The 9,031-nt window shown below is 43.4% G+C and carries 7 protein-coding genes and 1 tRNA gene; 7 read left to right on the plus strand and 1 reads right to left on the minus strand.

Features of this window, described 5'->3' with window-relative positions; all coding sequences use genetic code 11:
* Nucleotides 1-54: 54 nt before the first annotated feature.
* Nucleotides 55-678 (minus strand): riboflavin synthase subunit alpha, encoded by a 624-nt coding sequence (locus Q0852_RS22960; protein WP_299022589.1) that lies wholly within the window; start codon nt 676-678, stop codon nt 55-57.
* Between the two features lie 257 nt (nt 679-935).
* Here Q0852_RS22960 and Q0852_RS22965 point away from each other — a divergent pair, with 257 nt between their 5' ends.
* The 7 genes from Q0852_RS22965 to Q0852_RS22995 all read left to right on the plus strand — a co-directional run bounded on the left by Q0852_RS22965 (nt 936) and on the right by Q0852_RS22995 (nt 9,031).
* Entirely contained in the window at nt 936-2,774 is a 1,839-nt protein-coding gene (locus tag Q0852_RS22965) for a diguanylate cyclase (protein WP_299022592.1), read from the plus strand.
* A 265-nt stretch (nt 2,775-3,039) separates the two neighbouring features.
* Nucleotides 3,040-4,854 (plus strand): diguanylate cyclase, encoded by a 1,815-nt coding sequence (locus Q0852_RS22970; protein ID WP_299022594.1) that lies wholly within the window; start codon nt 3,040-3,042, stop codon nt 4,852-4,854.
* 130 nt (nt 4,855-4,984) lie between these two features.
* Nucleotides 4,985-6,355, plus strand: coding sequence for an MATE family efflux transporter (locus tag Q0852_RS22975; protein ID WP_299022596.1), 1,371 nt, complete (start codon nt 4,985-4,987; stop codon nt 6,353-6,355).
* A gap of 138 nt (nt 6,356-6,493) precedes the next feature.
* Nucleotides 6,494-7,537, plus strand: coding sequence for a DUF3080 domain-containing protein (locus Q0852_RS22980; protein ID WP_299022599.1), 1,044 nt, complete (start codon nt 6,494-6,496; stop codon nt 7,535-7,537).
* A gap of 129 nt (nt 7,538-7,666) precedes the next feature.
* Complete coding sequence (locus tag Q0852_RS22985; protein WP_299022601.1) at nt 7,667-7,927, plus strand: DUF5062 family protein; 261 nt, start codon at nt 7,667-7,669, stop codon at nt 7,925-7,927.
* A gap of 50 nt (nt 7,928-7,977) precedes the next feature.
* Nucleotides 7,978-8,778 carry a ParA family protein gene (locus Q0852_RS22990; protein ID WP_299022604.1) on the plus strand — a complete coding sequence of 267 codons (801 nt, stop codon included), beginning with the start codon at nt 7,978-7,980 and terminating at the stop codon, nt 8,776-8,778.
* Between the two features lie 194 nt (nt 8,779-8,972).
* Nucleotides 8,973-9,031: transfer RNA gene (locus Q0852_RS22995), tRNA-Val, on the plus strand.

Raw genomic sequence — 9,031 nt, forward strand, 5'->3', positions numbered from 1 at the left:
GTGTCGCCATAAGATCACCCGATAACTCGACAAATAACTAAACTATAGTTCAAATCACCAAGTTGGCATCACGACCCTCTCAGCTAATACCCTTTCCACGGTATCAACGATTGCCTGGGTCTGCGGATCAATTTCGATATTCACTACATCACCAACCTTACGTTGTCCAAACAAGGTTCGTTTCAATGTTTCCGGTATTAAGTGAATACAGAAACAATCCTCTTTTACTTCACCAATCGTCAGCGAACACCCATCAATTCCAATATACCCCTTTCGTAATACATACTTCTTATAGTCAGTAGGCAAATGGAACCAAATTATACAATTATTCGGTGTTTTAACCATGTCACTAATTTCTGTCGCAACATTAATGTGCCCTGACATAGAGTGGCCACCAATTTCATCGCCAAACCGGGCTGCACGCTCAACATTGACTGAATCACCGATAGACAACAAACCTAAGTTTGTCACTCTTAACGTTTCTTGCATTAAATCAAATGAAACCTGATCGCCATTAATTTCAGTGACTGTTAAACAACAACCATTATGTGCAACTGATGCACCTATTTCCAAATCAGACAATAATCCGAAAGGCATGCGAATCACATGCGTCTGAAAATGATCTTTTTTCTTAATATCAACGACGTCAGCCGTCCCTTGAACAATCCCGGTAAACATAATTTCTCCTGTTAACCTATATCTTTTAAGGTGCAAAATATCTTAAGGTGCAAATTCACTCCCGGAAGGCGAGGTTACTTAGATATAGCAACAATACTGTAAATATTGCTAGACATTAAAATCAATCATACGGCTGATTAGAAGTGTTTTGTGCTGCATATTACACGTATAACATTTGTAACATCACACTGAACGATATATCCTTCTCAAGGATACACAAAGGTATAAATATTCCTTTCCAAGCCCAAGGAATCTAAATGTTCAGCAAGTTATCTAAAAACCTTGGCCTTCGTATTCAGCTAATCCTGACATTGTTTGTGCTGTTAACAGCAACGCCAATTGGCTTGCTATGGTATCACAGCTCTGAACAAGTACGTCTGACAACTGTTGAAAAGTTATATCGATATTCAAGCAAAACCATTCAAACTCAATTAAATAACTTCTTTGCTGAAGCTAAATTGGTGTACCAACACCAACAAAGAATCCACACACAGCTTCCTGAAATCGTCCAAAACCGTGAACAACTACTCTCACACATCGAGAATGTTCTCAACCATCATTTCAATATTGATTATTACTACTTTGCCAATAACAAAGGAGGTTTGTTGTCATTAGGGCAAGGAGAAAATAGAAATTTTGTCCGGCTGGAATCTCAGCACAACAAGGCCGGTCCGCTTCTCAGCTATGAAAGTCAATTTGATGGTCGCGACTTAAAAGTAATCGATCGCATCAAGTATTACGATGCCCGCCAAAGAGAATGGTATCAGCGTGCCGTCAAAACAAATCAACCAATCTGGAGTGATATCTACCCAGGTGCGGTCGATAAAAATATGTTGGGTATTACCCTGTCCAAAGCGCTTAGAGACGAAAATAACCAAGTTCTTGGTGTTTGGGGAGTCGATCTGACTCTCTCAAGAGTGGTACATGAACTCCAAAAAACCAAACCCAGCAAAAATAGTACCGTTGCCCTGCTTAATGCTAACGGGGACATTCTCGCTAGTAGCGATCCGAAACATGGTCCGCAACATGGCAAACTGCTCAATGTAGATTCCGATCATGCTCCGCTTTTAGGTCAACTGTGGCCTGCTATCAACCACAACGCGAAACACCGGGATAACGTTATCGAGCCATTTACCTATAAAGGCGAACCATGGCTTAACTACTATTCTCACTACCCTCTCGGTAAGAATAACTCTGTTACCATTGTCTTTTATTCGCCACTTACCGATCTCACCCAGGATCTCCTGCAAGCAAAGCATTATGCCATCATTATTACAGTATTGATGATCACCCTTGCTATCTACTATGGTTCAGCGGCAACCCACTATATCCTTACGCCTATCAGGAAACTAACCCAAGCCACCGAACAAATAAGCCAAGGTAAATGGACTCATAAAATAAGACTTGAGCGTGATGATGAAGTGGGTCAATTGGCCAAGTCTTTCAATAATATGACGGAACACCTTGAAACAACCATCAGCCAATTAGATAACCAAAAGCAAGAAACCGAACGCCTAAATACCCTGCTTGAAAAGCAGAACCTAAAGCTGGAAGAACGAGTAAAAGCAAGGACAGAAGAGCTAAGTGCTGTAAATGCGCGCCTTCGCCAGTTAGCCGACTTTGATCCTCTAACGGGAATAGCCAACCGTCGTCATTTCTGGGAAATGTTCGCACAAAAAATTGAGGATACCCACGGTTGGCTACTAATCCTGGATATTGATAATTTCAAACAGCTAAATGATGCCTACGGACATATGACAGGCGACCAGGCCCTACAACACTTTACCCAATGCTGTGAAGCTAGCCTGGGGGGTAATGATTTTATAGGTCGTATCGGTGGTGAAGAGTTCGCCATTTGGTCCGAGGCCAAAGGCCTTAGTGAAATCAAGGCGTTAACTGAACAGATATTTTCTGTTTTGAAAAATGCCCCGCTTCATGCTGTTGGCAATCAAATTCAACTGACCGCCAGTATTGGAGGTACAGACGGCTACCCCGGTAAAGTGAACTGTTATGCAATCGCAGACAGCATGCTATACAAAGCAAAGCAGGCAGGTAAAAACCGAGCAGTTATTGACAGTAACGAGAATCATTCTTAACAGCCTGATAGGAGCACATAAAAAGCCACTCTATATTAACAACTTATTCCAATCATCCATAAATTTGCCAGCTATGCTTTAAAAATCCAATGTTATAAATTTCATATGGCGCCTAAGGATACAAATGCACCTAGAGAATAAAACCTCGTACATTTTTCATCCTGAACTATAGGTTTGATTTGTAACATCACACCGAACCATATATTCTCCACGTGCTCCACACAATACATATAAATAAAACATCTACAAGACTCAACATCACTCAATGCTTACCTTATTATCGAATAATCTTGTCCTGCGTATTCAGCTTACCCTAAGTTTGTTTATTATCCTGACAGCTCTGACAATCAGTTTATTGTGGCATCACAGCTATGAACAGGATCACCGTCTGACTATTGAGAAACTCTACCGCCATTCCAGTGAAACCATATACAACAAGCTGGATTCATTCTTCTCAAAAGTGCATGAAGTTTACCTGCACCAGGATGTTATACAGGAACAGTTGACAGATATAGTAAAAGACAGAGAGCACTTACTAGCGTACCTGACGAATGCGCTTAATCATCATGAAAGCATTGATTACTTCTACTTTGCCAACACTCAGGGTGGCCTGCTGTCTGTTGGTCAGAAACTTAAACAGCACTTTGTACGCTTTGAATCCCAAAATGGTAAAGCCGGCCCTTTGCTCAGCTACCGCACATCATATACAGTTCAACCAGATAGGTTCATCAAACGCATTAGGAACTTTGATGCGCGACAAAGGCTTTGGTATCAGGATGCAATAAATAACAACTCGCCGGTATGGAGTGATATCTACCCGGGCGTTGTTAATAACGACCGGCTTGGTATAACACTTTCGAAAGCATTACGGGACCAGCACGGGGAAGTGATTGGCGTATGGGGTGTCGATTTAACCCTTTCCAGCATCGAAAAAGCCCTGCTCAATGCCAAACCCAGCAAAAACAGCATAGTGGCACTGATTGATACCAATGGTGATATCTTAGCCAGCAGTGATATTAATCACAGAGCTAAAAATGGTAAACTGGTCAATATTACTTCAGGACCGACATCGGTTTTAAGCGAACTGTTACCTAGCCTCAGTCAGGAAGGCGAAAGCCATACATCTATTCAATCCTTTGATTATAAGGGCGAAACCTGGCTCAACTTTCATACTCATTTCCCACTGAGCAAGAAACGCTCTGTCGCCATTGTTATATATTCACCGGAATCAGAGTTTACGCAGGACTTAATCCAAACTAAGCACTACTCATTCATAATTGCTGCACTCATTATTATGATCGCCGTTTACTACGGCAGTCGCAGAACGATACGCCTGCTGACACCAATTCGACAATTAACAAAAGCTACCGAAGAAATCAGTCAAGGAAAATGGCTTCAGAAAATCGCCGTTGAACATGACGATGAAGTGGGCAAACTGGCACTCTCGTTTAATAAAATGACTATTCACCTTGAAGCGACCATCAGCCAGTTAGACAAACAGAAACAAGAAACTGATCACTTAAATCAGAAACTGGAAGAACGCGTACGCGAAAGAACACAAGAGCTGAGTGCAGCAAATCACCAGCTTCGGAAACTTGCCAATACAGATGCGCTAACCGGCATCGCCAACCAGCGCCACTTCTGGGAAACATTCGCACATCGCTCAGAAGAAAATAACGGCTGGCTGCTAATTCTGGATCTCGATGATTTTAAAAAGCTAAACGATACTTTTGGCCATGTCATCGGCGATCTAGCACTGAAGCACTTTACCCGTGTTTGTGAAACCTGCCTGGCAACTAGCGACATTATTGGCCGAATTGGCGGTGAAGAGTTTGCTATCTGGTCCGAAGCTAATGACGTTGAAACCCTGACTAAACGCATACTGTTAAAACTGAAACATAGCCCACTGCATATCGAAGGCTGTCAGATCAAACTAAGTGCAAGTATCGGTGGGACAGACTGTTTCCCGGGCAAAGTGAACAGCTATGCCATAGCAGACAACATGCTATACAAAGCCAAGCTGACAGGTAAAAAACGTGCCGTTATTGATAGTAGTGCGAATAATTCAGAGCAATCCTAGACTAGCCACCAATAAAACGTACGCTAAAGCCCGGAATCAGCCCTGATTAGTAATTGTATCGGCAGATCGTAGCGTTATAATTTACCGCTTATCGAATATGTATTACTAATAACTGCATCAGGAGCATTCAGTGCATAATTACCGGCGTGAGACACGCCAATTATTAAAGCTCGCAATTCCTGTCCTTATTGCGTCAATCGCTCAAACATCTATGAGCTTTGTCGACACAGTAATGGCTGGTGGCGTCAGTGCTACCGATATGGCAGCCGTCTCCGTTGCTGCCAGTATCTGGCTTCCTTCCATCCTGTTTGGAGTGGGCTTGCTTATTGCTCTGGTTCCTATCGTTGCCCAGCTGAACGGCTCAGGTAAAAAAGACCGAATCCCATTTGAAGTTCAACATGGCTTCGTTCTAGCATCAATTGTTTCCGTGCCGATTATGCTGGTTCTTTATAATGCGGGGGTCTTAATCCAGTTCATGGATGTAGAAGCCACCCTGGCTGCAAAAACGATCGGCTATATGCATGCTGTACTTTTCGCCGTACCGGCATTTCTGTTTTTCCAGACACTGAAAAGCTTCTCAGAAGGCCTGTCGATGACGATACCAGCCATGATCATTGGCTTTATCGGATTAGGTGCCAATATTCCACTCAACTGGATATTTGTGTACGGTAAATTCGGCGCACCTGAACTGGGTGGTGTTGGCTGTGGTGTTGCAACAGCTATCGTTTACTGGCTGATGCTTTTCTCTATGCTGATCTACGTACAGCTTAACAAGCACCTGAACAGAGTAGGCCTTTTCACTACCTGGCACAAACTTCAGTTAAAAGCCGTTATTCGCCTGTTTAAGCTCGGCTTTCCCGTGGCTGCTTCAATTTTCTTCGAGATCTCACTCTTTGCCGCAATTGCCCTACTGATTTCACCTCTAGGTTCAATCATTGTCGCATCACACCAGATCGCCATTAACTTTTCATCGCTGGTATTCATGCTACCGATGAGCCTTGGCGCAGCACTGAGCATCCGGGTTGGCCACCTACTCGGTAAAAAAGATCTTGAGGAAGCAAGAATTGCCAGCCACTGTGGCCTGCTTGTAGCCCTGCTGATGTCGATGACAACCGCGACACTTACCATCTTGTTCCGTGAGGAAATCGCACTACTTTATACCGATAACCCGGATGTTATTACACTGGCTGGTCAGCTACTATTCCTTGCCGCAGTCTACCAATGCACCGATGCCATCCAAGTCGTTGCCGCTGGTGCTCTGCGTGGTTACAAAGACATGCGTGCAATCTTTATTCGTACCTTTATTGCTTACTGGATTCTCGGCCTGCCTATCGGCTATACCCTTGGCATGACCGACCTGGTTGTTGAGGCCATGGGCCCACATGGTTTCTGGACTGGTAATATTGTTGGCCTGACCTCTGCCGCCATTATGCTGGGTTCAAGACTGCACTGGGTACAAAAACAAGGCAATGATTACCAAATTGCCATGTCACTTCGTTAAAAAACGATATTCGGACAGCAAGTCACCGAAATAATCCAGTATTAAACAGCTCGATATTAAAAGAAAAGGCGAACATGTGTCGCCTTTCCTTTTTGCTCAATCCTTCACCATAATTAAAAAAAACAGCAAAAGTATGAGATGCCATACCATCAGACTTACCTGCTTCTTTTTCTAATTTTTACTTGTCTCTATATGCTAGGGTGCGAGCGAGATAGTGCAGAGAAAAGTCTCGACACCTACCATTCAAGGCTGGCCAATGTACTGGATGTCACACCTTTCCAAGAACCTGAAACTGATATCATACAGTTAGCAGACATACGCGAACTACTTTTACCTGTCGAAGATATCCGGATGGGGTTACTTGATGCCTACGAACTCAGAAAGTGTGGTTTATTCGGCCTAATCGCCGAGCGTAATTCAGTTCTGGGAAGGGTCCGTGACAGAACCCAACAGCTACGTTACGAGTTGCTATTTATCGGCGGCTTGGAACGTTGTATCAACTCGCTTTCACAAGACTCTGAACTACTCCCAGACCTGCATAAATTTCACCAGCTTAAACACAAACAACTACCGGTCTACTTCTGGAACATGCTGACGTCGGGTAAAGAATGGCGCCAACAGCTTCGTATTACAAGTCGGCCCTTTGCCCTAAGTAACTTCCCCGGCTCAACAGAAAACCAGGAAGCACTGCACTACCTGCACGCTATACACGATGCTATCCAAAATGATGAGATTGTCCCTCCCAAAAAAGTCGAACGCTTACTGTTCCATCAAGAACAAATCCATACCTACCGTTATTTTGGTCAGCTCATATACTCAATTACCAGAACTCGGGACTGGCTGGTAATCTCCACCCAGTTGCTAGAAGAAAACGAATCTAAGGTTATCTGCGGTAAAAACCGTAACCAACAAAAAGCTGAATACCTGAGAAATGTGTTCTACCGATTCTTTATTGCCGAAATCCAACCCTACCTGGCAGAACTAGATTCCCAGTATCTGCAAATTCAAGAACCTCTTAAAGTTATCCTGCAACCTCCCCATCCGGTACCGAAGCATTTTTTAGCGTACTACACTCATTACGTTGCCGGAGAACTACATCAAAGTTTCCGAGATGCAACTATGGAGCATGTCAAATACTGGCAGCGAACCTTCAAACGCTGCCAGATGAAGATAGGTGTGTAACTAACTATTCTTGAAAAATCAGCCTTTTAATTAACATTAATTGGCTCTAAGATGAAGGCTGGATGATACCTATTCGCTCAGTTTTTCAAGCGGATGAACTGAGCGAATCAGTATTGCAAGGAGCAAGCAATGAAGAAACACAAAAATGAAGCCAAATTGCTAAAGAAAGCACTCGAGCTCGGCATGGCATTTGCGAAAAAGCAAGGATATGGCGATCTGGACAAGAGTGTCTCCCCTAAAGACAAAGTGGAATGCATCTACCGCCTATTGGTCGAAACCAAGCAAATCACCCCTCTCGCCACAAATCAAGAAGATGGCCCGAACATGAAACACAAGCTAGTCTTGTGGATTTCCCGGTTATTACCGCCAGAACATGAGCTTTTACAATAACCTCACTCCATTTATTTACCTATTAATCATACATATTTAAGGTAGGAAACATGCGGCGCGTTGTATTCAATCAAAAAGGTGGCGTTGGTAAATCAAGTATTGCAGCCAATCTGGCCGCCCTTAGTGCAGCCAAAGGGTATAAAACGTTACTAGTCGATCTCGACGTTCAGGGAAACAGCAGCCATTACCTTGGCTACGACATCAACAAAGAAAGCAAAACCACAGTTGCTGACTTACTCAACCAAAGTGTCGGCTGGTTTTCTGTCTCGACACCAATCAATGAATTCCCCCAGTCTACTGACTTCTGCAATCTTGACATTATCCCCGCCAGTCCCCGGCTAGAAAAAATAGAATCCGAACTAGAACGCCGCTACAAAATTTACAAGCTCCGTGATGCATTAGATTCACTGGAAAAAACTTACGATCGCATATACCTGGATACCCCGCCTAACCTTAACTTCTTCAGTAAAGCCGCATTGATTGCTGCACACAAGTTGCTCATCCCCTTCGATTGTGACAGTTTTTCTCAACAAGCCCTGCTCACGCTTCTCAATAATGTTGCCGAACTACGGGAAGACCATAATCCAGATCTGGAAGTTGAAGGCGTTATCGTCAATATGTTCAACGCTCAAGCTAATTTCCCATCGAAAATCATTGCGGATCTGCAAGATCTTGAGCTTCCGATCCTTAAGCCTTATCTGCCGCAATCAATCAAAATGAAGGAATCCCACTATCACCAAAAGCCTCTGGTGCATTTATATCCAACTCATAAGTTGACCAACCACTTTGAGCGATTGTATGGGACTCTTGAAAAAGACAACGTTGAATTAACCGAATCAGAGTACGAATAAACCACGATGATTGCGTTACTGTACAAATAGTTAGCGCAACCTCTACTCTCTATCGGTTAAGCGGGTTTCTTTTTGAACAAACAGTAATCAAGCAGTTATTTTTTTCTGGTTTTATCGCGACTTGCTCTTGAACAGGTTGAATGAAGTGTTTAATATCCAACTTGTTCTAAGGGAACACTAAATAGTACGACCGTAGCTCAGCTGGTTAGAGCACCACCTTGACATGGTGGGGGTCGGTGGTTCGAGTCCACTC

Source organism: uncultured Photobacterium sp., assembly GCF_947502415.1.
Lineage (GTDB): Bacteria > Pseudomonadota > Gammaproteobacteria > Enterobacterales > Vibrionaceae > Photobacterium.